21 protein-coding genes are annotated in these 21,813 nt (G+C 67.3%); 13 read left to right on the forward strand and 8 right to left on the reverse strand.

Annotated features, from left to right (window positions below; genetic code table 11):
* Positions 1 to 265 precede the first annotated feature (265 nt).
* Genes gatC through gatB form a run of 3 tightly spaced genes read left to right on the forward strand, consistent with a single transcriptional unit; the run spans position 266 to position 3,614 of the window.
* Complete coding sequence (gene gatC / locus D4765_RS06775) at positions 266 to 556, forward strand: Asp-tRNA(Asn)/Glu-tRNA(Gln) amidotransferase subunit GatC (RefSeq protein WP_237280301.1); 291 nt, start codon at positions 266 to 268, stop codon at positions 554 to 556.
* Positions 553 to 2,100, forward strand: a complete 1,548-nt coding sequence (gene gatA / locus D4765_RS06780) for an Asp-tRNA(Asn)/Glu-tRNA(Gln) amidotransferase subunit GatA (RefSeq protein ID WP_136641531.1) — start codon at positions 553 to 555, stop codon at positions 2,098 to 2,100. Before gatC ends, gatA begins: the two co-directional genes overlap by 4 nt.
* Positions 2,100 to 3,614: an Asp-tRNA(Asn)/Glu-tRNA(Gln) amidotransferase subunit GatB gene (gene gatB, locus D4765_RS06785; protein ID WP_136641532.1), complete on the forward strand. Its 1,515-nt coding sequence runs from the start codon at positions 2,100 to 2,102 to the stop codon at positions 3,612 to 3,614. Before gatA ends, gatB begins: the two co-directional genes overlap by 1 nt.
* An 81-nt stretch (positions 3,615 to 3,695) precedes the next feature.
* Here the strand turns inward: gatB and D4765_RS06790 are convergent, their stop codons facing one another.
* Together D4765_RS06790 and D4765_RS06795 are read right to left on the reverse strand one after the other, a co-directional pair.
* The gene (locus D4765_RS06790) at positions 3,696 to 4,352 is read right to left on the reverse strand and encodes a DUF1345 domain-containing protein (protein ID WP_237280296.1); all 657 of its coding nucleotides are present in this window, start codon (positions 4,350 to 4,352) and stop codon (positions 3,696 to 3,698) included.
* Between the two features lie 7 nt (positions 4,353 to 4,359).
* Positions 4,360 to 5,706, reverse strand: a complete 1,347-nt coding sequence (locus D4765_RS06795) for an MFS transporter (protein WP_237280297.1) — start codon at positions 5,704 to 5,706, stop codon at positions 4,360 to 4,362.
* A 124-nt stretch (positions 5,707 to 5,830) separates the two neighbouring features.
* On the opposite strand from D4765_RS06795, the gene D4765_RS06800 reads away from it, so the two are divergent.
* On the forward strand, positions 5,831 to 6,685 hold the full coding sequence (locus D4765_RS06800; protein WP_136641533.1) for a LysR substrate-binding domain-containing protein: 855 nt from the start codon (positions 5,831 to 5,833) through the stop codon (positions 6,683 to 6,685).
* A gap of 19 nt (positions 6,686 to 6,704) precedes the next feature.
* Here D4765_RS06800 and D4765_RS06805 read toward each other — a convergent pair whose 3' ends face one another.
* Both D4765_RS06805 and D4765_RS06810 read right to left on the reverse strand, forming a co-directional pair.
* A complete protein-coding gene (locus tag D4765_RS06805) occupies positions 6,705 to 7,658 on the reverse strand; it encodes an SDR family oxidoreductase (RefSeq protein WP_136641534.1) in 954 nt (317 codons plus the stop codon).
* Between the two features lie 31 nt (positions 7,659 to 7,689).
* Positions 7,690 to 8,250 carry a TIGR03086 family metal-binding protein gene (locus D4765_RS06810; protein WP_136641535.1) on the reverse strand — a complete coding sequence of 187 codons (561 nt, stop codon included), beginning with the start codon at positions 8,248 to 8,250 and terminating at the stop codon, positions 7,690 to 7,692.
* Between the two features lie 130 nt (positions 8,251 to 8,380).
* On the opposite strand from D4765_RS06810, the gene D4765_RS06815 reads away from it, so the two are divergent.
* Together D4765_RS06815 and D4765_RS06820 are read left to right on the forward strand one after the other, a co-directional pair.
* The gene (locus tag D4765_RS06815; protein WP_161580369.1) at positions 8,381 to 8,899 is read left to right on the forward strand and encodes a GNAT family N-acetyltransferase; all 519 of its coding nucleotides are present in this window, start codon (positions 8,381 to 8,383) and stop codon (positions 8,897 to 8,899) included.
* Positions 8,900 to 8,938: 39 nt separating this feature from the next.
* Entirely contained in the window at positions 8,939 to 9,442 is a 504-nt protein-coding gene (locus tag D4765_RS06820) for a DUF427 domain-containing protein (protein WP_136641537.1), read from the forward strand.
* Between the two features lie 11 nt (positions 9,443 to 9,453).
* Here D4765_RS06820 and D4765_RS06825 read toward each other — a convergent pair whose 3' ends face one another.
* Positions 9,454 to 10,122, reverse strand: coding sequence for a GntR family transcriptional regulator (locus D4765_RS06825; RefSeq protein ID WP_136641538.1), 669 nt, complete (start codon positions 10,120 to 10,122; stop codon positions 9,454 to 9,456).
* Positions 10,123 to 10,178: 56 nt separating this feature from the next.
* On the opposite strand from D4765_RS06825, the gene D4765_RS06830 reads away from it, so the two are divergent.
* From D4765_RS06830 to D4765_RS06850, 5 genes are all read left to right on the forward strand, one after another.
* Positions 10,179 to 11,426 carry an MFS transporter gene (locus D4765_RS06830; protein ID WP_136641539.1) on the forward strand — a complete coding sequence of 416 codons (1,248 nt, stop codon included), beginning with the start codon at positions 10,179 to 10,181 and terminating at the stop codon, positions 11,424 to 11,426.
* A 50-nt stretch (positions 11,427 to 11,476) separates the two neighbouring features.
* Entirely contained in the window at positions 11,477 to 12,580 is a 1,104-nt protein-coding gene (locus tag D4765_RS06835; RefSeq protein ID WP_136641540.1) for a type III polyketide synthase, read from the forward strand.
* The gene (locus D4765_RS06840; protein WP_136641541.1) at positions 12,538 to 13,113 is read left to right on the forward strand and encodes an isoprenylcysteine carboxyl methyltransferase family protein; all 576 of its coding nucleotides are present in this window, start codon (positions 12,538 to 12,540) and stop codon (positions 13,111 to 13,113) included. Before D4765_RS06835 ends, D4765_RS06840 begins: the two co-directional genes overlap by 43 nt.
* 5 nt (positions 13,114 to 13,118) lie before the next feature.
* Positions 13,119 to 14,225 carry an NAD(P)/FAD-dependent oxidoreductase gene (locus tag D4765_RS06845; protein ID WP_136641542.1) on the forward strand — a complete coding sequence of 369 codons (1,107 nt, stop codon included), beginning with the start codon at positions 13,119 to 13,121 and terminating at the stop codon, positions 14,223 to 14,225.
* Positions 14,226 to 14,365: 140 nt separating this feature from the next.
* Complete coding sequence (locus D4765_RS06850) at positions 14,366 to 15,265, forward strand: oxygenase MpaB family protein (protein ID WP_136641591.1); 900 nt, start codon at positions 14,366 to 14,368, stop codon at positions 15,263 to 15,265.
* Between the two features lie 48 nt (positions 15,266 to 15,313).
* Here the strand turns inward: D4765_RS06850 and D4765_RS06855 are convergent, their stop codons facing one another.
* From D4765_RS06855 to D4765_RS06865, 3 genes are read right to left on the reverse strand one after another with little or no spacing between them, the layout of a single operon-like run.
* Positions 15,314 to 15,556 carry a hypothetical protein gene (locus tag D4765_RS06855; RefSeq protein ID WP_136641543.1) on the reverse strand — a complete coding sequence of 81 codons (243 nt, stop codon included), beginning with the start codon at positions 15,554 to 15,556 and terminating at the stop codon, positions 15,314 to 15,316.
* Between the two features lie 6 nt (positions 15,557 to 15,562).
* Entirely contained in the window at positions 15,563 to 16,567 is a 1,005-nt protein-coding gene (locus tag D4765_RS06860; protein WP_136641544.1) for an aldo/keto reductase family protein, read from the reverse strand.
* An 18-nt stretch (positions 16,568 to 16,585) separates the two neighbouring features.
* On the reverse strand, positions 16,586 to 19,429 hold the full coding sequence (locus D4765_RS06865; RefSeq protein WP_161580370.1) for a phosphatidylglycerol lysyltransferase domain-containing protein: 2,844 nt from the start codon (positions 19,427 to 19,429) through the stop codon (positions 16,586 to 16,588).
* A 111-nt stretch (positions 19,430 to 19,540) separates the two neighbouring features.
* Here D4765_RS06865 and D4765_RS06870 point away from each other — a divergent pair, with 111 nt between their 5' ends.
* Together D4765_RS06870 and D4765_RS06875 are read left to right on the forward strand one after the other, a co-directional pair.
* Complete coding sequence (locus tag D4765_RS06870) at positions 19,541 to 21,178, forward strand: ABC-F family ATP-binding cassette domain-containing protein (RefSeq protein WP_136641546.1); 1,638 nt, start codon at positions 19,541 to 19,543, stop codon at positions 21,176 to 21,178.
* A 2-nt stretch (positions 21,179 to 21,180) separates the two neighbouring features.
* Positions 21,181 to 21,729 (forward strand): DUF1697 domain-containing protein, encoded by a 549-nt coding sequence (locus tag D4765_RS06875; protein WP_161580371.1) that lies wholly within the window; start codon positions 21,181 to 21,183, stop codon positions 21,727 to 21,729.
* Positions 21,730 to 21,813: the final 84 nt, after the last annotated feature.

Here is a 21,813-nt window from a genome sequence, read left to right on the forward strand (position 1 = left end):
GGAGGCCGCGCGGCTCGGCCCCGCGCAGACGAGAAGCTCGCAGGCGGGCATCCGGCGCACCGAATACACTTGATGGGTTGTCGCAGCCACGAGCGCGCGACCCGACCAGCGCAGAGGCCCAGACCAGCGCAGAGTATTACGGAGCCGCATGTCTACTGAAACACCCCCGACCACAAGCGAGAGCGCCCGCCCGGCGACGAGCGCCAACAGCCGGCCGGTCGCCGCGAACAGCAACGGCAACGGCGGCAGCAACGGCCCCGGTGAGATCACCACCGAGCAGGTGGCGCACCTCGCGAACCTCGCCCGCATCAACCTCACGACGGCCGAGATCGCAAAGATGACCGTCGAACTCGCCGCGATCGTCGAGAACGTTGCAAAGGTCACCGAGGTGGCGACGCCTGACGTTCCGGCGACGAGCCACCCGATTCCCCTCACGAACGTGTACCGCCCCGACGTCGTCGGCGAGACCCTCACGCAGGAGCAGGCGCTCTCGGGGGCGCCCGAGCACGACGGCAGCCGCTTCCGCGTCTCAGCAATTCTGGGAGAAGAGCAGTGAGTCACGACCTGACCCGCCTGAGCGCGTCGAACCTCGCCGAGAAGCTGACGAGCGGCGAGGTGTCGAGCGCCGAGGCCACGGATGCCCACCTGAACCGCATTGAGGCCGTCGAGCCCGACGTGCACGCCTTTCTACACGTCGCGGCCGACGCTGCACGTGCCACAGCGAAAGCCATCGACGCGCGCCGCGCCGACGGGGAGAAGCTCGGCCCCCTCGCTGGAGTACCGATCGCCATCAAAGACGTTCTGTGCACGATCGACATGCCGTCGACCGCCGGCTCGAAGATTCTTGAAGGCTGGGTGCCGCCGTACGACGCCACCGTTGTGAAGCGGCTGCGCGCGGCCGGCCTTGTGCCGCTCGGCAAGACCAACATGGACGAGTTTGCCATGGGCTCCTCCACCGAACACTCCGCGTACGGCCCCACCCACAACCCGTGGGATCTCGATCGCATCCCCGGTGGTTCGGGCGGTGGCAGCGCGGCCGCAGTCGCGGCGTTCGAGGCGCCGCTGGCGCTCGGCAGCGACACCGGCGGCTCCATCCGCCAGCCCGCAGCCCTCACGGGCTCGGTCGGTATGAAGCCCACCTACGGTGGGGTGAGTCGCTACGGCGCCATCGCGCTGGCGTCGAGCCTCGACCAGGTCGGGCCGGTGAGCCGCACGGTTCTCGACTCGGCGCTGCTGCACGACGTCATCGGCGGGCACGACCCGCGCGACTCGACGAGCCTTCGCGACGAGTGGCCGAGCTTCGCCGCTGCGGCTCGCGAGGGTGCCGCCACGCGCAGCTTGAAGGGCCTCACGATCGGCATCGTAAAAGAGCTGCAGGGCGACGGTTTCCAGGCCGGCGTCACGCAGCGCTTCCAGGAGGCCGTCGAGTTGCTGACCGCCGCCGGCGCCGAGGTCGTGGAGGTCAGTACTCCGAGTTTCGAGTACGCGATCTCGGCCTACTACCTCATTCTGCCCGCCGAAGCGTCGAGCAACCTGGCGAAGTTCGACTCGGTGCGCTTCGGGCTTCGGGTGAACCCGGTGGGCGGCGGAACCGTCGAAGACGTCATGTCGGCCACCCGCGAGGCCGGGTTCGGCCCCGAGGTGAAGCGCCGCATCATCCTCGGCACCTACGCGCTCAGCGCCGGCTACTATGACGCGTATTACGGCTCGGCCCAGAAGGTGCGCACGCTCATCCAGCGCGACTTCGCCCGCGTGTTCGCCGACGTCGACGTGCTGGTGAGCCCCAGTGCCCCGACCACGGCGTTCAAGCTCGGCGAGAAGCTCGACGACCCGCTCGCGATGTACCTGAACGACCTCACCACGATTCCGGCCAACCTGGCGGGCGTGCCCGGCATCAGCCTGCCCGTAGGGCTTGCTCCTGAAGACGGGCTGCCGGTGGGCATCCAGTTCATGGCCCCGGCCCGTGAGGATGCCCGGCTCTACAAACTCGGTGCAACCCTCGAGGCGCTGCTCGAAGACAAATGGGGTCACACCCTGCTCAGCCAGGCGCCCGATCTGGCACCACAAGAAATGTTCGCGTCTGAAGAAGGTGCCGTCTGATGGCCAAAGCTGAACTGATGCCGTACGACAAGGCCATCGAGATGTTCGAGCCTGTGCTCGGCTTCGAGGTGCATGTCGAGCTCAACACCAAGACGAAGATGTTCTCTGACGCCCCGAACTTCTTCGGCGGCGAGCCGAACACGAACGTGACGCCGGTCGACCTCGGCCTGCCGGGTTCGCTGCCCGTCGTGAACGAGCAGGCCGTGAAGTACTCGATCAGCCTGGGGCTGGCTCTCGGATGCTCGATCGCACCCTCATCGCGGTTCGCTCGCAAGAACTACTTCTACCCCGACCTGGCGAAGAACTACCAGATCAGCCAGTTCGACGAGCCCATCGCGTTCAGCGGATCGGTCGAGGTCGAGTTGCCCGACGGGCGCCTCTTCACGGTGCCGATCGAGCGCGCGCACATGGAGGAAGACGCGGGCAAGCTGACGCACGTGGGTGGGGCCACCGGCCGCATCCAGGGTGCAGAGTATTCGCTGGTCGACTACAACCGTGCCGGTGTTCCGCTGGTCGAAATTGTCACTGACATCATCTACGGAGCCGAAAGCGACGCGCCTGAGCTTGCGAAGGCCTACGTGTCGACCATTCGCGACATCGTGGTGTCGCTCGGCATCTCAGATGCCAAGATGGAGCGCGGAAACCTGCGCTGCGACGCGAATATCTCGCTGCGCCCGCGTACTGCGCCGGGGGAGCCGCCGGCAAAGCTCGGCACCCGCACCGAGACCAAGAACGTGAACTCGCTGCGCTCGGTCGAGCGGGCCATTCGCTACGAGATCCAGCGCCAGGCGGCCATTCTGGCCAAGGGCGGAACCATCACGCAGGAGACCCGCCACTGGCACGAAGACACCGGTGAGACCTCTGCCGGGCGCCCGAAGAGCGACGCCGACGACTACCGGTACTTTCCGGAGCCCGACCTGCTGCCCGTCGAACCGAGCGCCGAGCTGATCGAAGAGCTTCGCGCCGCCCTGCCCGAAGCCCCGGCGCTTCGACGTCGTCGGCTCAAGGCCGACTGGGGTTTCACGGATCTCGAGTTTCAAGACGTCGTGAACTCTGGCCTGCTGAACGAGATCGTTGCCACGACGGCCGCGGGGGCATCCGCCCAGTCCGCGCGCAAGTGGTGGACCGGCGAGATCGCTCGCGTCGCCAACGTGCGCGGTGTCGACGCGTCGAGCCTGGTCTCGCCGCTCCATGTGTCTGAGCTTGTGGCGCTCGTCGACGCGGGAACGCTCACCGATCGGCTGGCCCGCCAGGTTCTCGACGGCGTGATCGAGGGAGAGGGCACGCCCGACGAGGTCGTGGCGAGCCGTGGCCTCGCAGTGGTCTCCGACGACGGGGCGCTGATCGTGGCGATCGACGAGGCGCTGGCATCGCAACCGGATGTTCTGGCCAAGATTCGCGACGGCAAAGTTCAGGCGGCCGGCGCCGTGATCGGTGCGGTCATGAAGGCCATGAAGGGCCAGGCCGACGCCGCCCGGGTACGCGAACTGGTGCTCGAGCGCGCGAACGCCTGAACAAGGGCGTATCGGTAGAGGGTAGTCGCAGGGCCTGGGCCGGTTCGCGGCCCGACTGTTTCGACGGTCGGGCCGCGACGCCTATTTGCCGGCGAGCCCCGCCACCAGATTGATGGTGGCCGCGAGAATGACGGCTCCGAACACGTATGACAGCAAGGCGTGCCGGAGGGCGGTCGAACGAAAGTCGCTCGATTGGAATGTCGTGTCAGAGACCTGGTATGTCATTCCGATGGTGAATGCGACATACGCGAAATCGCTGTACCGCGGCGACTCCTTCTGGTTGAAGTCGACGCCGCCGTCAGACCCTCGGTAGAAGAGCGAGGCGTAGCGCAGTGTGTACAGCGTGTGCACGAGCGTCCACGACAGGGCGAGGCTGACCAGCCCGAGTGCCCCGGCGCCGAATCTCTCTGCGCCACTCTGATCGCTCGAACCCAGCAGCACAATCACCACCGCGCCGATGCTCGCAACGCTGGCGAGCAGGATGAGAACTTCGGCGACGGGCCGCGAGGGATCTTCGCGCGTGGCGTGGCTCGCCGTCTGTTCCGGTGACAAATGATGCACGCGAGCCCACACCCACACCAGATAGGTCAGTGAAGCTGCGATCCAGCCGACGACAACCGCGCCCGACCAGTAGCCGAGCGCGCCGGCGCCCAAGCCGAAGAGAAGGCCGATGACAAGCATCACCAGCACACGAGAGACGGAGCGGTGCGTGACCGGCAGTTGAGAGGGAGTGTTCACCTCAGGATCATGCCACGAACGACTGCCGTGACTCCTCGTCGGCGCGCGGAACAATCGTGATGAACCGCGGTGCAGAGCGCAGGGTGACGCGTACACGCATCCGGCCCTGCCGCAGCAGGATCATGGCGATGACGCCAGCGGCCAGCACCGGCATCAGTCCCGAGATGGCCATGCCCACGTGGGCGCCGTAGGTTTCGACGATCCAGCCCATCAGCACGCCTCCGATGGCCTGCCCGCCGAGCAGCACCATCACATACACCGACATCACGCGGCCACGCACGCCCATGTTCGACGAGAGCTGCACGAGCGAGTTCGCGCCCGTGATGAACAGAAGGTTTGCGAAGCCCACGCCGACGAGCACCACCGAGAAGAACACCTGGTTCGGCATGAACGCCACCACTGCCTGCAAGCCGCCCAGCACGGCGGCGGCTCCAATGACCGTGCGAAGATGAATTCCCAGGCGCCGGGTCGAGGCGATTGCTCCGGCGAAGGCTCCGACGGCCATCAGTGTGTTGAACAACCCATACCCGCCCGCGCCCGCGTTGAACACGTCTCGGGCGTACGCGGCCAGAAGCACGGGCATCGAGAAGGTGAAGAGCGACATGACGGCGATCATGGCGACGGTCCAGAAGATGGCGGGCTTGGATGCCACGTACCGCAGCCCCTCACGCAATTGCCCCTTGGCGCGCACTGCCGGCGTGGTGCGGTGCAACTCGGAGGGGCGCAGCAGCAGCAACGCGGCTACGACGAACAGACAGCTGACGGCGTTGAGGGCAAACGACCATCCGGCGCCCACCGCCACTAGTAGCAGACCGCTGAGGGCGGGGCCGATGAGCCCGCCCAACTGGAACACCGATGAATTCACGCTGATGGCGTTGTGCAGGAGCTTCGGGCCCACCAGCTCGGTGACGAACACCTGGCGCGCGGGGTTGTCGAACACGGTCACCGAACCGAGCAGGAAGGCGATGACATAGACGTGCCACACCTGCACGCCGCCGCTCAGGGTGAGCGCCGCGAGTGCGGCGGCCAGCACGAAGCTCGCCAGCTGTGTGAAAAGCAGAATGGTGCGCCGCGAGTGGCGGTCGACGAAGACGCCGCCGAACAGGCCGAACAGCAGCATGGGGGCGAACTGCATGGCCACGGTGATTCCCACGGCGGCGACGCTGCCCGAGAGTTCGAGAACGAGCCAATCCTGAGCGATGCGTTGCATCCAGGTGCCGGTCATCGAGACCATGTTCGACAGGGTGAAGATGCGGTAGTTGCGCACTCGCAGTGACACCAGGGTGTCGCGCCACGGTGGGCGGTGGTGAATGACGGTGATCGGCGCTGTTGCCGGCGAAGCTGAGGGAGACACGAGAAGAACCTGAAATCTGTTGCGCAGTAATTGTCTTGTTCTTCGAAGTTATCGGCCTGGCGCCCATTGTTGAGGTAAATTGAGGCTATTACTCGTATTACGTTTTCGAATGCAAGGACAATGGATGTTCGATCCTGTGCTGCTCAGAACCTTCCTCGCGGTGGTCGAAACCCACAGTTTCACGGGCGCCGCCCAGCGGCTCGGCATCAGCCAACCCACCGTCAGCCAGCACATTCGCAAACTCGAACAGGCCGCGGGCCGTGTGTTGGTGGCGCGCGACACCCGTGATGTACGAATGACCGACAACGGTGACGCGATGGCGGGGTTCGCGCGCACGATTCTTGCGGCGCACTCGGCGGCGTCGGCGTATTTCTCCGGATCGGCGATGCGGGGGCGGCTGAGGTTCGGGGCGGCCGACGACCTCGCGATCACACAGTTGCCGCGCATCCTGCGCCATTTCAGGCAGCTCTACCCGCAGATCAACCTCGAACTGACGGTCAACCAGAGCACGCCGCTGTACCGGCGGCTGAAGAGCGGTCAGCTCGACCTGATCTTCATCAAACAGATGTCTGATTCAGATGAGGGCTCGCTTGTGCGGCGCGACGATCTGGTGTGGGTGGGGCAGGAGAAGACGCTGGTCGAACCGGGTGCGCCGGTGCCGCTGATCGCCTACCAGGCGCCGAGCATCAGTCGGCAGAGTGCCATCGACGCGCTGGAGGCGGCCGGGCGCACGTGGCGCATCACGTGCAACACCCGCGAGGTGAACGGAATGCTCGCGGCGGTGCGAGCGGGGCTTGGAATCGCGGTGTTCCCGCAGTCGCTGATTCCTGACGATCTCGTCATTGTGGGGCCGCGGTTCGGGCTGCCAGAGCTCGGGCACGTCGACTTCAGGCTGCTCGCGAACCCGGCGGCGTCGGCCGAGCCGATCGCGGCGCTGACGACGGCGATCATGGGTCGCGCGCTGAACTGGGCAGCGTGAACGGTGCCGAGGCAGCGGGTCAGTCGGTGGGGAAGTGCACGCCCGTGAGGTTCTCTGAGGCGGCCCAGAGGTGCGCGCCGGGGCGCTCGGTTTCGGCGCGTTTGGCGAAGTGGGCGAAGGTGGGCGCGCCGGTGAGCTCGAGAAAACCCGCGGGGCCGAAGTAGTCGCCGCCCAGAACCTCGGGGCTTGTCGCCGCGAACAGTTCGGGCAGGGCACCCGCCTCGGCTGACTGCGTCATGCCCGGCAGCGAACTCATGCGTTTCGACAGTGCCGAGGGCTTCGCGCGGCCGAGGTTCGGGCCCGCCGACTGCAGATTGGTACGGCTGAACCCGGGGTGCGCGGCTGCGCTCACGATCTGCCAGCCGTTGGCCTTGCTGCGCCTGGCGAACTCTTTCGCGAACATCAGGTTGGCGAGCTTCGAACGGGCATAGACGATCCAGGCGTTGTAGTGGTTCTCGCTCTGCAGATCGTCGAAGTCGAGACGACCGAACCAGTGCATGATGCTCGACATGGTGACGACGCGTGCCCGGTCAGAGCGCAGCAGCGCCGGTAGCAGCCGACCGGTCAGGGCAAAATGGCCCAGATGGTTCGTGCCGAACTGCAGCTCGAAGCCGTCATCGGTGAGGGTACGCCGGGGAACAGCCATGACGCCCGCATTGTTGAACAGCAGGTCGAGCGGATGCCCGTTGCCGACAATCTCGTCTGCCAGGCGCTCGATCGACCCCAGATTCGCCAGGTCGAGCGCTGCCAGGGTGACCCTGCCGCGCCCGGCCTCGCTGGCATTCGGAGTCTGCTGCAGGCGGGCAAGCGCGGCAGCGCCTTTGTCGGGGTTGCGGGCGGTGATGACGACGTCGGCGCCGGCGCCCAGCAGCCGCGCCGCGGTGGCGAAACCAAGCCCCGAATTTCCGCCCGTCACGAGCGCGCGAACGCCCGTGAGGTCGGGAAGGGTGATGTCGGGTTCTACTGCTGCCATGGTCGTCTCGCCTTCTTCTTCTTCTCTCTCGTCAGACGCGGTCGTCGCGCCCGGTGAGGGCAAGCAGTCGAGACTGCAGGGGAGCGTCAGCCGGCACCGGAACGGGTGAAGCGAACAGCCCGCTCGCCTCGAGCGTGTCTTTCTGCGGCTCGAAGACGGTGTAGACCGCCTCGACGAGAGCCGGGTCGAGGGTGTCGCTCGTGGCGGTGGCGCGCGCCAGATCCCACGTGTGGATCGTGACGTCAGAGACCTGCTCTCGCAGGTAGTCGCGCGCGGGGATCGTCGCGTACGACACGTGCACCGGCGATTCGGGGTCGGCCTTGCTCCACGCCGAGGTGGCGGCGGCAGAGTAGCGGTGCCATTCGGCGATGAGGTCATCGCCGAGCGGGCGGATGAGCGCCTGAGCCTGGCGCACGGTGCGCCCCTCGAGCAGCAGTGGCACCCACTGTTGCTCTTCGACGACGTGCTGCACGAGCTGGTGGATGTTCCACTCGGTGTCGGGCGTGGGCGCTGACCAGTCAGTGACAGCCGACAGGCGGTCGCCGAACTCGGCGTGGGCGGTTTCGTGGAGGCTAATCCAGTCGGTGGTCATGGGTTCTCCTCGGGTCTTCACAAGAGTAAAGCTTCTGGTGCGATCATCCATTCCTGAGTCCCTCCCTGTGCACAACGCGCGCAGTGCGGCTATTGTGCAGGAGTCTCGCCGCGGCGTGTACGGTCGTCTCGTGCCCCTTCAAACCCGTGCGTTGACACCGGATGACCTGCCCCAGCTGCTCGCTCTCAATACCGCTGCCGTTCCGGCCGTGAACGAGGTCGAGAGGGAGACTCTCGGCCGACTTGTCGAACTCAGCCATCTGCCGGTCGGAGTGGTCGACGACGACGCCCCAGCCAAGGTCGTGGGCTTCGCCCTGGCGATGCTTGCCGATGCGCCGTACGAAAGCGAGAACTACCGCTGGTTTTCCAAGCGGACGAAAGACTTTCTCTACGTCGACCGCATTGTTGTAGCCGACGGCGCGCGCGGCCACGGCATCGGCCAGCTGCTCTACGCCGCGGTCTTCGAGGCGGCTCGAGCCGCAGGCCAGCACCGCGTGTTCTGCGAGGTGAACGTCGAGCCGCCGAACCCGGGTTCGATGCGTTTTCACGGCCGGCTCGGGTTCACCGAGATCGGCCAGCAGGCCACGAAGGGTGGCACCGTCATCGTCGCGATGCTCGAGGCGCCGCTGCCCAGCCAGGCGCAGGCATAAGCACAGCCGCCATTCGGGCACGGCGGCTAGCGTCGCAGCATGAAACGCACGCAGATCACACGTGAGGTGCCGGGCCCCGGTCAAGAGTCGGTGTGGGAGTACCCGCGCCCGCCCCGCGCCGAACCATCCGCCGAACGCATCGTCATCGTGTTGGGCGGCGAGAGCATCGTCGACACCACCGACTCGGTACGCATACTCGAGACGAGCCATCCGCCCGTCTACTACCTGCCCGTGGCGGCGTTTCGCCCGGGGGCACTGTCGGATGCCCCTGGCCAGTCATTCTGCGAGTTCAAGGGACTCGCGGGCTATCTCTCGGTACACGGTGGCTCGCAGACGGCAGCCTCGGCAGCCTGGTACTACCCCGACCCGTCGCCGGGTTACGAGGTGCTCGCCGGGCGGGTGGCGGTGTATCCGTCGGCCATGCAGCAGTGCACCGTCGACGGCGAGGTCGTGACGAGCCAGGAGGGCGACTTCTACGGCGGTTGGATCACCTCGCGCGTCGTCGGCCCCTTCAAAGGAGCGCCCGGCACGCTCGGCTGGTGATGCAGCACGACTCACACCACCGCGAACCCGCGCGCCCGTAATCGGCGCCTCTCGGCCTCCAGCGTCGCCAGCAGGTGCTCCCTGGTCTGCCTGATGTGCTCCACGGCGAGCCGCTCGGCCGTGAGGGCATCACGCTGCCGCATCGCGGCCACGATCGCCCGGTGTCCGTCTCTGGAGTGCGCCCGCGATGCCTCGGTCTGCACCTCGAGCCAGCGGGTGCGGGCAAGCCGGGTCATCGACCCCGTGGCCGCGGCGACGAGAAACGGGTTCTGTGACAGCCGGGCGACCTCGACATGAAAGTCGGTGCCCGCTCGCAGCACCTCCTCGCCCGGCCCCGACGGGTCGACCGCCTCGAGCATGAGGTCGAGCGAGGCGAGTTCGGCATCCGTGGCCCTCGAGATGGCGAGCCCGATGGCGGCGGCCTCGATGATCTCGCGGTACTCGAGCAGGTCGCGGGTCTCAGCGAGGTCGATGGGCGCGACCATCCACCCTCTGCCGTCACGCTGCATGAGGCCCTCGGCTTCAAGACGGGTCAGCGCGGCACGCACGGGGGTGCGTGAGGCCGAGAGTTCGGTTTCGAGCCCGCGTTCGGTGAGCCGCTCGCCCGGAGTCATATCGAGGCTCAGGATGCCCGCCCGAAGCCGTTCGTAGATGACGGCGGTCTGCGACGTGTCGGTCATGCCTCCCAGCCTAGTCGATGTGGTATACCGTGTTGGTATACCGCTATGGTATTCCAATGACAACTTCTCTGCGCAAGAGCCAGAGCGCCAATACACCGAGACCGGCACCGACACCGACACTGGGCTTTCGGCCCTGGTCGATGCTTGCGCTCGGCGTACTGGCGCAGGTCGCGGGCACCATCGCCATCAGCGGGCCGGCGTTCCTGATTCCGCTGCTGCACTCCGAACGCGGGCTGTCGCTGGCCGAGGCGGGCCTGTTCGTTGCTGCGCCGAGTGTGGGCATGGTACTCACCCTCATCGCGTGGGGCGCGCTGGCCGACCGCATCGGGGAACACTGGGTGATCGGTGCCGGGCTCGTCGTCACCGCCCTCTCGGCGGTGGGCGCGCTGTTCGCGACCGACCTCGTCTCCACTGGCGCGTTCCTGCTGGTCGGCGGTATGGGCGCCGCCAGCGCGAACGCTGCAGGGGGTCGTCTGGTGGTGGGCTGGTTTCCGACCCGGCGCCGCGGGCTCGCCATGGGCATCCGGCAGATGGCCCAGCCGCTCGGCGTGGCCGTCGCGGCCATCGTCATCCCGCCCCTTGCTGCGGGCGGGGGCCTGAGCGCCGCGCTGCTTTTCCCACTCATCGTCGTGGCCGTCGCTGCCGTTCTGGCCCTGGTCTTCATCGTCGACCCGCCGAGGCGTGCCGACGACGTGCTGGTGCCCGGTCAGCGGCCTAAGAACCCGTATCGTGCGACATCGCTGCTGTGGCGCATCCACGGGGTCTCTGTGCTGCTGGTGATCCCGCAGTTCGTGGTGTCGACGTTCGCGCTGGTGTGGCTCATCGGCAACGAGGGCTGGCCGCCGCTCGCCGCTGGCATCGTGGTGGGCGGCTCACAGTTCGTCGGCGCCGTCGGGCGCATCGTGGTGGGTATCGTCTCCGACCGGGTGGGCAGCCGCATGAGGCCGCTGCGGGTGGTCGCCGCGGCTGCCAGCGCCATCATGCTCGTGCTCGCTCTGACCGATTCGCTGCACCTGGCAGGGTTCGCGGCGGTCGGCATCGTTTTCGCATCGGCCATCACCGTGGCCGACAACGGGCTGGCTTTCACCTCGGTTGCCGAGATCGCCGGCAGCAGATGGTCGGGCCGGGCGCTCGGCGCACAGAACACGGCGCAATACATGGCTTCGGCGGCAACGGCCCCGCTCATGGGTCTGCTGGTGGGTGCCGTGGGGTTCGGGGCGGCCTTCGCCGTCGTCGCAGTACTGCCGTTGGTGGCCATACCGCTCGTTCCGCTTCAAGACAAGGTCTCAGGCAAAAAGTTGTAGACGCCATGCCGTGACCTCAGATCGTTACAGCAGCATGCTAGCGTGCAAAAATGCCTCGAATCGCGGGAGTCGCCGCAGCGTTCCCCCCTCATTCCTATCCGCAAGCAGAGATCACTGAGCTGCTCGGCCCGATCATCACTAATGACGCCAGCAAACGGTTGTTACTGAACCGGCTGCACCAGAACAGCAAGGTGGCGTCGCGGCACCTTGTCATGCCGTACGAGTGGTATCGCGACAGCTCGTTGAACTTCACGTTGACAAACAACATCTTCATCGGTGCGGCCGTCGACCTGGCCGAAGAAGCGGTCGTGAGCGCCCTGGCAAAGGCCTCTTTGCAGGCAACTGACATCGATTACGTCATCTTCACGTCGGTGACGGGCATCTCGGCTCCGTCGGTCGATGCCCTGCTCGCACTGAGGCTGGGGTTTCGTTCTGACGTGAAACGCGTGCCCATGTTCGGGCTCGGGTGCGTGGCCGGTGCAGCCGGCATTGCTCGTGCGAACGACTACCTGCTCGGGCATCCGAATGACGTGGCCTTACTCATCTCGGTCGAATTGTGCTCGCTCACCGTGCAGCGCGGCGACGACTCGATGGGCAATCTTGTCGCCAGCGGGCTCTTCGGCGACGGAGCAGCGGCCGTTCTGATGGTCGGCAGCGACCGCGCCGAGACCATGGCCGTCACCGGGCCCGACGTGCTCGACTCGCGCAGCCGCCTGTACCCGGGAACGGAGGCGGTGCTCGGCTTCAACCCCGGCGAGAGCGGTTTTCGCATCGTGTTGACGGCGGGCGTCGCCGACGTCATCGATGAGCATTTCGACGACGATGTGGTGGGCTTTCTCACCGAGCACGACCTCGCCGTGGCCGATATCGACGTCTGGATGGCCCACCCCGGTGGCCCCCGCGTGCTCGAATCGTTCTCGTCGGCACTGGGGTTGCCACAGGGTGCCCTCGATGTGAGCTGGCAGTCGATGGCGGCGAAGGGCAACATGTCGTCGGCCTCGATTCTGCACGTGCTCGCCGAGACTCTCAGCCTCGAACGGTTCGATGAGGGTGGCCTCGGGCTGCTGTTCGCGCTGGGCCCGGGCGTCTGTGCCGAGATCGTGCTGCTGAAATGGCCGGAATCGCAGGCGCAGGAACAGCAGACGAGCGACTAGTGCTTCTCTATCTCGCCCTCATTCTGGCCACGGGCGGCGAACGATTCGTCGAACTCGGCGTCTCCGCGCGCAACGCCGCGTGGGCTTTTGAACGAGGGGGAGTGGAGTTCGGCCAGAAGCACTTTCCGTTCATGGTCGTGCTGCACACGGCGATGTTGCTGGCGTGCCTCGGCGAGGTCTTTCTCCTCGGGCGGGAGTTCGTGCCCTGGCTCGGCTGGCCCATGCTCGCGATTGCGCTCGCGAGCCAGGTGCTGCGTTGGTGGTGCATCGGTACGCTCGGCCGGCGCTGGAACACCCGCGTCATCGTGGTTCCGGGCCTGCCGCTGGTGAACCGCGGGCCTTACCGCTGGTTCGCTCACCCGAACTATGTGGCCGTGATTGCCGAAGGGGTGGCGCTGCCGCTCGTATACAGCGCGTGGATCACCGCCGTCGCGTTCACCGCGATCAACCTCGTACTGTTGCTGCGCGTTCGCATTCCCGTCGAAGAGACCGCCCTCGCCTTCGGGCTGACCCAGGCGCGACAGGAGTCGTAGGCGGCATGCCTGGAGTGAGCGCCTTCGACGCCGACGTCGTAGTGGTGGGCGGCGGCCCGGTGGGGCTCGCAGCGGCCATCGGGGCGCGTCTGGCCGGTCTCAGCGTGATCGTCGTCGAACCGAGAGTGGCGCCCGTGCAGAAGGCCTGCGGCGAGGGGCTGATGCCGGCGGCGGTTGACGAACTTCGGCGGCTCGGGGTGGCGGTGGCCGGGCATCCGATCGCCGGAATCACCTACCGTGACGCCCGCCGCTCGGTCTCGCACCGGTTCGGCGGCGAGGCCGGGCGCGGGGTGCAGCGCGTCGATCTGTCGGGCCTACTGACGGCGCGTGCAGAGCAGCTCGGAGTGCTCTTTCGGGTGGGCCGGGCCGAGACGCTGGTTCAGGATGCCCGCTCGATCACGCTCGGGCTCACGGGTTCGTCGACCCTCCGTGCCCGCTGGTTGCTCGGCAGCGACGGCCTGCACTCCACCGTGCGCACCCTCGCGGGGCTCGATCACGCCGCCATACCGTCGCCTGCAGCGCGGCGGTATGGGTTGCGGCAGCACTTTCACATCGCTCCGTGGAGCGACTTCGTCGAGGTCTACTGGAGCCCAGGGTTCGAGGTCTACGTCACCCCGGTGGGCGACCGGATGATCGGGGTCGCGATGCTCGGCCCCCGCGGTCTCGACTTCGCTGAGGCCGTGCGTTCGGTACCGGCGCTCGCGGCGGTGAACGATCTGCAGCGGTTCGCGGCCGACACGCTGCAGGGTGCAGGCAGCCTGCGCCAGCGGGTGACGCGGCACTCGGAGGGAAGGGTGCTGCTGGTCGGCGACGCCTCGGGGTACATCGACGCGCTTACCGGCGAGGGCCTGCGCATCGGGTTTGCGCAGGCGGCGGCCGCGGTGGCGGCGATCGTGGCAGAGCAGGGGGAGGCCGACAGTCGAGCTGCAGAGTCCGCGCAGACCGTTGGCGCGGCCTACGAACGCGGCTGGCGTCGGGTGAGCGGGCCCGCGAACAGGCTGACCACGGCGCTGCTTCTCGCGTCGCGATCGCCGCTGCGGGCATCCATTGTTCCACTGGCGGTTCGGGTTCCGAGACTGTTCGGAGCCGCTGTCGACCGCCTCGCCCGCTGAGTGCGCCTGCACGCCACATCGCCCGCTGAGTGCGCCTGCACCCCACATCGCCCGGGAGTGGGCTGGGAGTTGCCGTCAAGGGGCCGGGGGTCGGCCGCCGCGAGGCAGAGACTAGGAGGGTGAACGTTTTTCCTGAGAGCATGCGCAACCGGTTGCGGTCGACCTTCACCGGGCAGCTCGAAGGCCAGCCCGAGTGGGTACTGAACCTCGATCGGGGTGACGACGCCGGGTTCTTCGCGCCGGGTTCGGCCACGTGGGCGGTGCACGGTCAGACGGCCACCATCGTCGCCGGTGTTCGTGCGCTGCTGATGCAGGCGCTGCACCCGGGAGCCATGGCCGGGGTGCACGACCATTCCAGGTACAAGGAAGACCCGCTGGGGCGTCTGGCCGGAACCATCCGCTGGATCTTCACCGTCAGCTACGCCGACACCGAAACCGCTGTTGCGACCTCGAACTGGGTGCTGAAGCTGCACGAGCGCGTGGTGGGCACCTACCTCGACGCCCAGAACGTCGAGAGCCCGTACGCGGCGAACGACCCCGAGTTGCTCTCGTGGGTGCATCTGGCGTTCACCGACTCGTTTCTGGCCACGGCGAAGCTCTGGTCTGGGCCGATTCCCGGCGGCGCCGACGCCTACGTTCGCGAGTGGGCGAAGGCCGGGGAGCTGATGGGGGTGCCGAACCCGCCGCGGTCAGAGGCCGAGCTGCGCGACCAGCTGCACGCGTTCGTCGAGGCCGGAGTACTGAAGAGCGACGACAGGGTCGCCGAGGCGGTGAAGTTCATTCGCCGGCCACCGCTCGCACGAGCACTGATGCCGGGGTACGCCGTGCTCTTCGAGGGCGCCGTCTCCTCTATTCCAGGCGAATATCGCCGGATGCTCGGCCTCACCCCCGCGCACATCGGCCCACTGCAGCTGCCCACCATCGGGGCCACCGGGCTGGTGCTGAAGGTGATCGGCAGCATGCTCGGCGCAGACAAGCCGAGCGAGCTCGCTGCCCGGCGCCGCCTCACGCGCCTCGGCCTGCTCGAGGGTGCCGCGTAGCCGCAGCCGGCGCACGCATGACGCCGGCCCGCAGTAGCTCAGCGTACCTCAGCGAAAGCGCATGGTCGGCGGCATCGGCTTCGGAGGTTCAGAGAGCTTCCGCAGCCGCCGCCGCTCGAGGCGGGCCGACACCACCATGACCAGCGCGAACACGATGCCCGCCATCATCACGATGAGCAACACCGGGCCGTACAGACCGTGGGTCACTGCGTTGGCGACGGCAGCGCCCACCGTGACGAACGACCCGAGAAAGCCGAGCAGCGAGAATCGCGTGGCGCGGTCGAGGTTCACGGTCGGTCAGGCCAGTCGGCTGGCCGGCGAGGTGGTCTTCGCCGGGTCGCGCTCGACGATGTCGCCCAACGCCTCGTCGATGGCGGTGAGCACGGCGGCCTCGAGCTTCACTCCGGCGGCCGCCACGTTCGACGCGATCTGCTCGGGTTTGGATGCCCCGATGATGGCCGACGCCACGTTGGGGTTCTGCAGCACCCACGCCACCGCGAGCTGCGCCATGGTGAGCCCCACCTCATCGGCGATGGGCTGCAGTTTCTGCACCCGCTCGAGGGTCTCGTCGCGCAGCCAGTTCTTGATCATCTCGTCGCCACCTTTGCTGTCGGTGGCGCGTGAGCCCTCGGGAACAGGCGCGCCCGGCTTGTACTTGCCGGTCAGCACACCCTGCGCCACAGGTGACCAGACGACCTGCGAGATGCCGAGTTCTTCTGAGGCGGGAACCACGTCGCTCTCGATGACGCGCCAGAGCATCGAGTACTGCGGCTGGTTCGAGATGAGCTGAAAACCGAGCTTCGAGGCGAGGGCGGAGGCCTCGCGCAGCTGCGGCGCCGTCCACTCGCTCACGCCGATGTACAGCGCCTTGCCCGCCCGCACGATGTCGGCGAACGCTGTCATCGTCTCTTCGAGCGGGGTCTCGTAGTCGTAGCGGTGGGCCTGGTAGAGGTCGACGTAGTCGGTGCGCAGGCGCTTCAGCGAGCCGTCGATCGATTCGAAGATGTGCTTGCGCGACAGACCGGTGTCGTTGTGCCCCTTCGGGCCGGTGGGAAAGTACACCTTGGTGAAGATCTCGACCGACGCACGGCGCTCGTTCTTCAGCGCCTTGCCGAGCACCTCTTCTGCCACGGTGTTCGCGTAGGCGTCTGCGGTGTCGAATGTGGTGATGCCCGCTTCGAGCGCGGCCCGCACGCTGAGCTTGGCGATGTCATTCTCAACCTGCGAACCGTGCGTGAGCCAGTTGCCGTAGGTGATTTCTGAAACCTTGAGTCCGCTGTTGCCGAGATACCTGAAGTCCATGCTTCAAACGCTACCCCCTCAACGGCCGAGCCCCATGCGGGCGATGCCCAGCAGTGATTCTCCGGGGAGAAAAGCGCGGGTCAGTGCCAGTGCGATCTTCGGCAGATCGCCCTCGTCGCGAAACAGCAGGCTCATGCGTTCGTAGCGCGGGTTGAACTTGGTCTTGAAGTTGTGCAGCGACTGAAAACCGTAGAGCGGTTCGAGCGCGGTGCCGAGCGAGTCGAGTACGGCGTCGATGCCCGTGGGCTGGTAGTCGGCCCCGTGCGCGAGGGGCGCTCCCGAGAGCGAGACGAACAGGGCGCCCTCGGCCTGAAATGCCAGGCACGACGACGCGATGAGAAACTCCATCACCAGCTTGAACCCGTCGTCACGCCGGCGCATCAGGTCGAGGGTCCAGCCGCGAATCGTGCCGTCGGCGCCATATACCGGCAACCACGAGAGCACTCCGTGCACCGTTCCCGACTCGTCCAGCGCCAGCGCGGTCTTCACGTGTGGGTCGAGCGCCTCGTCGACGCCACCCAGCGTGAACCCCATCTCGGGCAGCGCTTTGTCGCCCACCCATTCCTCAGAGATGGCGCGCACCTGCGACACGACAGCCCACGGTTCGTCAGCCAGCGCGGTCATGCGAAAACTGATGTTCTCGCGCTCGGCTCTGTTCAGCGCCGACCGGATGCCCTGCCATTTCTTTCCCGTCATCTCGAGCGTGGGCAGGTCGATGATGGTGTCTTCCGCGACCTGCAGGTTTGCCCAATCGGTGGGTGCGGCATCCAGTACCGTGTCAGACACCGAGAAGAGACACGGCGCCAACCCGATGCGCTCGCACTCGGCCACGAACTCCACGATGGTCTGTGCGAGCTTCTCGGGTGGCCCAACAGGGTCACCGAGGGCGATGGCCACGCCGGAGTGGCGCTGGTAGGCCACGAAACTCTCGCCATCGGCCGTGATGAAATACGAGTTGGCGGGCCACATGGTCATCCACGACAGGGTTCCGCCGCCGTCGGTGGTGAGAATCTCGAGCGGGCTCGCGGCGGCCGTGGCATTGCGCACGACCCGTCTCGACCGGCGAAGCGGCACCCGGTATGCGCGGTGCCCGAGCAGAAAAATGACGAGCAGGGCGATCCAGAGCGCCGAGTTGGCCATGGCCGTGAAGAGGTCGGCAGGAAAGTCGAGGGCGACGATGGCGTAGATGGCGAGCCCCACGAACTCGAGCACGTTCAGGGCGCCCAGAATGACGCCGAGAACCCACGGCAACCGATGGCCGAGGCGGATGCCGTTCGCGATGAACGCGATGATGATGACGTCGACGGCGACATCGATCCACACGCTCGTGTCAGAGGTCGTGGCCCGCAGAGAGTCGTCGGTGGGAAAGAGCGTTCCGATGACTTCGACCGCCGCCAGAATGACCAGGCTGGCGAACGCGAGGATGCGCCACTCCCGTGCGCTCGGACGCCCGGCGGGATGCGCCCGGTCGAGTACAAACGGAGCAACCAGCATCACGACGGCGACACCCAGGAAGTGTTCGAGGTCGGCGAGAGTGCCGAGGTAGATCAGAGAGACCGTTACATACGCGAGCAGGGCGAACCGCAGACGCAGCCGCCATGGCGCACGCACGGTGATGAGCGCGGCGGCCAGGCACGCCAGCACCCCGCCCGACGGCCCTACGTCGTAGTGCGAGGCCAGGTCGGCCGCCCAGGCGCTGTCGAACGAGCGCGCCGCCAGCAGCACGAAGAGCGTGCCAGAGACGGCGGCGATCTGGCCGCCGGCGAAGATGCCGAATGCGCGCAGCGTTCCGAACTTCACTTCGGCCCAGCCCACTGCCACGACGATGCCGATCAGAATGAGGGCGTACTGAATGGGAACCTGCGACAAGAACGTGCCCGTGATCAGCGTGTACCAGTGCCCGTCGAGAAACGACGGAACCCCGTAGGCCACATCGTGGTACCAGCTGCGGCGTGCAATCGGGCTCCACAGGGCTCCGGTCGCGAGGGCAACCACCACAAAAGCGCCGAGCAGCCCGGCGGTGAACGGGGTGCGCCTGGCGGCCCGGGCGAGCGGGGCGAACACGGTGGTGACGGCCGACCGGATGCCCCGCAGCGGCTTCTCGCCCGAGTGCATGCCGGCGGCGCTCGCGAGCGGGCTGAGGCTGCCGTCGGGCTCGAACAGATCGGCCATTTCGAGGGGCGCGGGGGTGGTATCGGAATCGGGTGTGCTGCCGTCGGCACTCCCGGCTGCACCAACGGCAGTTGTCGACGAGCCCGCTGCGGCGGCTGCCGCCGTGTTTCGCCGGTACACCACGGTGATCGCCACCACCACGATCGCCACCGCCACGGCGACGAGCGCGATCCAACTGAATTGGTGGATGATCGCCACCGCGGCCCGCCCCAGGGAGTAGACGATGGTGGTTACGGCCCCGGCCCAGAGCACTGCGCCGGTGGCATTCGCGGCGAGGAAGCGGCGGTAGGGCATCCGGAGCGTACCGGCGAGAGGCCCGACGAGAATGCGCAGGAACGCGACGAACCGCCCCCCGACGACAGCCCACGCGCCCCAGCGGTTCATGCCGGCGATGGCGCGGTGAATCTGCTCGGCGCCGAACTGTTTCGGAAATCTGCGCGCGCCGACCGTGAGCAGCCGAACACCGAACCGCCGCCCGATCAGGTACCCGATGGAGTCGCCGAGCACCGCGCCGATGACGGCCGAGGTAGCGACGAACCACGGTGAGACGTGCCCGTCGATCGAAAGCAGGGTGGCGGCGATGAGAACCGTTTCGCCCGGCAGCGGAATTCCGATGCTTTCGACTGCCACGAAGAAGGCCACCACGAGTAGTACGGCAAGCGGGGGAATCGTGGCCAGCCATGCGATCATGCCCACACCCCTTTGGTTCTCTGCGGAGCGCGACTCCCCGTGGGTTTCCATGATAGGTCGGTGGCGCTGCGAGCAGCAGCACCCGGGCAGCCGGGCTGCGAGAATGGAGTCATGACCGCAACACTCGTAGCCAAAGCACTGTCGGGCGGGCACGGGCACCGCGTTCTGTTCAGCGATCTCAGCCTCACCGTCTCACCGGGCGACGTGGTGGGGCTCGTTGGGGCGAACGGCGCCGGCAAGACCACTCTGCTGAGGCTGCTCGCGGGCGTCGACGCGCCGCTCGCCGGCACGGTGATGCTGGCCCCAGCCGATGCCTTCGTGGGCTGGCTGCCCCAGGAGCACGAGCGGGTGGCAGGCGAGAGCATCGCCGACTACCTCGGTCGGCGTACCGGATGCACGGCGGCGACCCTCGACATGGAGACCACTTCCGTGGCGCTCGGCAGTGACGACCCGCTCGCCGCCGACGCCTACTCGGTTGCCCTCGACCGCTGGCTCGCGAGCGGAGCAGCCGACCTCGACGACCGCTCCCCGGCCACCCTCGCCGAGCTCGGTCTCGACCTGCCCGTCACCCACCTCATGACCGCCCTCTCGGGTGGCCAGGCCGCCCGCGTCGCCCTGGCGGCCCTGCTGCTCTCGCGGTTCGACATCGTGCTGCTCGACGAGCCGACGAACGACCTCGACCTCGACGGCCTCGCCCGGCTCGAGGCGTTCGTGCGGGGCCTTCGCGGGGGAGTTGTGCTCGTGTCGCACGACCGCGAGTTTCTCGCCCGCTGTGTCACCACCGTGGTCGAGCTCGACCTCGCCCAGAACAGCGTTTCGGTGTACAACGGCGGCTACGAGTCGTTTCTGGAGGAGAGGGCCACGGCCCGCCGCCACGCGCGCGACGAGTACGACGAGTTCGCCGCGAAGAAGGCCGACCTCGTGGGCCGCGCGCGCGTGCAGCGCGAGTGGTCGTCGCAGGGCGTGCGCAACGCCATGAAGAAGTCGCCCGACAACGACAAGATCCGCCGTAAAGCGTCGGCAGAGTCGAGCGAGAAGCAAGGCCAGAAGGTGCGGCAGATGGAGAGCCGCATCGCGCGCATGGACGAGGTCGATGAGCCCCGCAAAGAGTGGCAGCTGCAGTTCACCATCGGCTCGGCCCCGCGTTCGAGCTCGGTCGTCGCGACGCTCAGCGCCGCAGTGGCCCGCCAGGGCGACTTCACGTTCGGCCCGGTCAGCCTGCAGATCGATGGCGGCGACCGCATCGGCATCACCGGCCCCAACGGCGCCGGCAAGTCGACGCTGCTGCGGCTGCTGCTCGGCACCCAGCAGCCCGACGAGGGTTCGGCGAGTCTCGGCCGCAGCGTCGCCATCGGCGAGATCGACCAGGCGCGCGGCCTGCTCGAAGGCTCGACTGTGCTGTTCGAGGCGGTGAGTGCAGTCGTACCAGACATGCCGGTCGCCGAGGTGCGCACGCTGCTGGCCAAGTTCGGGCTCAAAGCCGACCACGTCGACAGGCCCGTCGACAGCCTGTCGCCTGGCGAACGCACCCGGGCGGCCCTCGCGCTGCTCCAGGCGCGGGGAGTCAACCTGCTCGTGCTCGACGAGCCCACCAACCACCTCGACCTGCCGGCCATCGAGCAGCTCGAGGAGGCACTCGACGCGTACGAGGGCACCCTGCTGCTCGTCACGCACGACCGCCGCATGCTCGAAACGGTCACCCTCACCCGCCAGTGGCAGGTCGAGGCCGGTCGCGTGAGCGAGGTCTGAGCGTGAGCGCCCAACACTACGTCGGCCTCGTGCGCGGCATCAACGTCGGGCCGACCACGCGTGTGGCGATGGCCGACTTCCGCCAGGTGTTCGAGTCGCTCGGCTTCGCCGACGTGAAGACTCTGCTGCAGAGCGGCAACGTCGTCTTCACAACCGACCGCATGCTGACGGCCGACGATACGGCGGCGGTCGAACGAGACTTTCACGCAGCAACGGGTCTCAAAGCCGGGTTCGTCATTCTGGCGGCTGCACGTTTTCACGAGATCGTCGCGGCGAACCCGCTGCAGAGCATTGCCGCCGACCCATCGAAAGCGGTCGTCACGTTCGTGCCGGGGGCTCTGGATGCCCAGAGCATCGCCCTTCCCGACCCCGCCGCCACTCTGCCCGAAGTTCTCGCGCTCGGCGACGGCGCCGTCTACTCATGGCACCCCGAAGGCATCTCGAACTCGCGCCTGCCGGTCTCGTTCTGGAAGCAGCTGGGCCCCGTCTACACCGCCCGTAACCTCAACACGGCCGCGAAGCTCCAGGCGCTGCTCGACGAGCGCGCCTGAGCGCGGGCAGGATCCACTGAGCCTCGCTGATCCGGCTGAGCCTCGCTGAGCCCGGCTGAGCCGCCGCGATGTCGGTGGCGCAGC

Source organism: Subtercola vilae, assembly GCF_004923255.1.
In the GTDB taxonomy this organism is placed as follows: Bacteria; Actinomycetota; Actinomycetes; order Actinomycetales; family Microbacteriaceae; genus Subtercola; species Subtercola vilae.

Coding starts and splice junctions, on each gene's coding strand:
- D4765_RS06845 (WP_136641542.1), top strand. CDS start 13,119: ATGCCTGGAGTGAGCGCCTTCGACGCCGACGTCGTAGTGGTGGGCGGC.
- D4765_RS06860 (WP_136641544.1), bottom strand. CDS start 16,567: ATGGACTTCAGGTATCTCGGCAACAGCGGACTCAAGGTTTCAGAAATC.
- D4765_RS06800 (WP_136641533.1), top strand. CDS start 5,831: ATGTTCGATCCTGTGCTGCTCAGAACCTTCCTCGCGGTGGTCGAAACC.
- D4765_RS06825 (WP_136641538.1), bottom strand. CDS start 10,122: ATGACCGACACGTCGCAGACCGCCGTCATCTACGAACGGCTTCGGGCG.
- D4765_RS06840 (WP_136641541.1), top strand. CDS start 12,538: ATGGCCGGAATCGCAGGCGCAGGAACAGCAGACGAGCGACTAGTGCTT.
- D4765_RS06850 (WP_136641591.1), top strand. CDS start 14,366: ATGCGCAACCGGTTGCGGTCGACCTTCACCGGGCAGCTCGAAGGCCAG.
- D4765_RS06820 (WP_136641537.1), top strand. CDS start 8,939: ATGAAACGCACGCAGATCACACGTGAGGTGCCGGGCCCCGGTCAAGAG.
- D4765_RS06830 (WP_136641539.1), top strand. CDS start 10,179: ATGACAACTTCTCTGCGCAAGAGCCAGAGCGCCAATACACCGAGACCG.
- D4765_RS06810 (WP_136641535.1), bottom strand. CDS start 8,250: ATGACCACCGACTGGATTAGCCTCCACGAAACCGCCCACGCCGAGTTC.
- gatB (WP_136641532.1), top strand. CDS start 2,100: ATGGCCAAAGCTGAACTGATGCCGTACGACAAGGCCATCGAGATGTTC.
- D4765_RS06805 (WP_136641534.1), bottom strand. CDS start 7,658: ATGGCAGCAGTAGAACCCGACATCACCCTTCCCGACCTCACGGGCGTT.
- D4765_RS06835 (WP_136641540.1), top strand. CDS start 11,477: ATGCCTCGAATCGCGGGAGTCGCCGCAGCGTTCCCCCCTCATTCCTAT.
- D4765_RS06865 (WP_161580370.1), bottom strand. CDS start 19,429: ATGATCGCATGGCTGGCCACGATTCCCCCGCTTGCCGTACTACTCGTG.
- D4765_RS06870 (WP_136641546.1), top strand. CDS start 19,541: ATGACCGCAACACTCGTAGCCAAAGCACTGTCGGGCGGGCACGGGCAC.